Annotated in this window: 2 protein-coding genes; both read right to left on the bottom strand. The window is 40.9% G+C overall.

Annotated elements, in window-relative coordinates; all coding sequences use genetic code 11:
* Nucleotides 1-20: 20 nt before the first annotated feature.
* On the bottom strand, nucleotides 21-599 hold the full coding sequence (locus MICAI_RS24205) for an IS630 family transposase (RefSeq protein ID WP_198285306.1): 579 nt from the start codon (nucleotides 597-599) through the stop codon (nucleotides 21-23).
* Complete coding sequence (locus MICAI_RS26540; RefSeq protein ID WP_008204663.1) at nucleotides 532-891, bottom strand: IS630 transposase-related protein; 360 nt, start codon at nucleotides 889-891, stop codon at nucleotides 532-534. The genes MICAI_RS24205 and MICAI_RS26540 overlap by 68 nt, the downstream gene beginning before the upstream one ends.
* Nucleotides 892-951: the final 60 nt, after the last annotated feature.

Genomic DNA, 951 nt, shown 5'->3' with positions numbered 1-951 from the left:
TATGGCATAGAACGAGTTAGTTAGGACAGATGCCTGAAGGCTTTACTCACAGCATCCACAAGGTTTTCACTATCATTGATAATCTGACTAACATAGTTTTTCAATCTAGCCCAGAACTTTTCAATTTTGTTGAGATCTGGAGAATAGGCGGGTAAAAATAGCACTTCACATCCCGCTTTAGCTAACAATTTTTTGATTCTCTCTTTGGGATGAAAACTGGCGTTATCAATGATGATAATTTGACCTGGTAGTAGTTCGGGTAATAGCAATTGTTCTATCCACTCACACACCAACTCTGTATTACAGTACCCCTCAAACACCATTGGCGCGATAGTGGAACCACGCCACCAACCGCTGATCACACTAACTCTTTCGCTACAGTGACCTAACTTTAAAGCCTCAAATCTTTCTGATTTGTGACAATATCCATAAGGGTAATCGATGGTGTTATCTATTCCAGCTTCATCAATATAGACAAATCTTTCCGGGGCATAACCTCTGATTTTTTGGAGAAACTCTTTTCGGGCTTCTTCATCTCTTTCTCTGTAGCCATAAGTTTTTTTTTCTAGTAAATCCAATTCTTTTGAGGGCTTGACCAATTCTCATCCTACTGACTGGTTTAGCCCATTTTTGCGCCATTTTTTCTTGGGTCAAATGCCCATATTGTTCGGCAAACTTTTGAAAGGCTTCTAAATCGTCAATTTGGGGCTTTGGCCCTCGACGATAGTTAGTTTTAGCGGCCACCGTCCCAGTTTGTTTCTTCCGTTTCAGCCATAGGTCTAATGTATTACGACTAATATTGAGGGTGCGACAGACATGGCTTTTTTTCTCCCCTCGCTCTACGGCACTCACTGCTTTCTGTCTTAAATCATCACTATAGGGTGCTGCCATGAAAGCTTCTCCTCATTTCTTTTTCTCTATTATGTCCTAACTATCCCGCTCTTTGCTATA

This window comes from Microcystis sp. T1-4, assembly GCF_000297435.1.
In the GTDB taxonomy this organism is placed as follows: Bacteria; Cyanobacteriota; Cyanobacteriia; order Cyanobacteriales; family Microcystaceae; genus Microcystis.
Note: the sequence above shows the minus strand (reverse complement) of the source record. Positions and strands in the feature narration are given on the sequence as shown.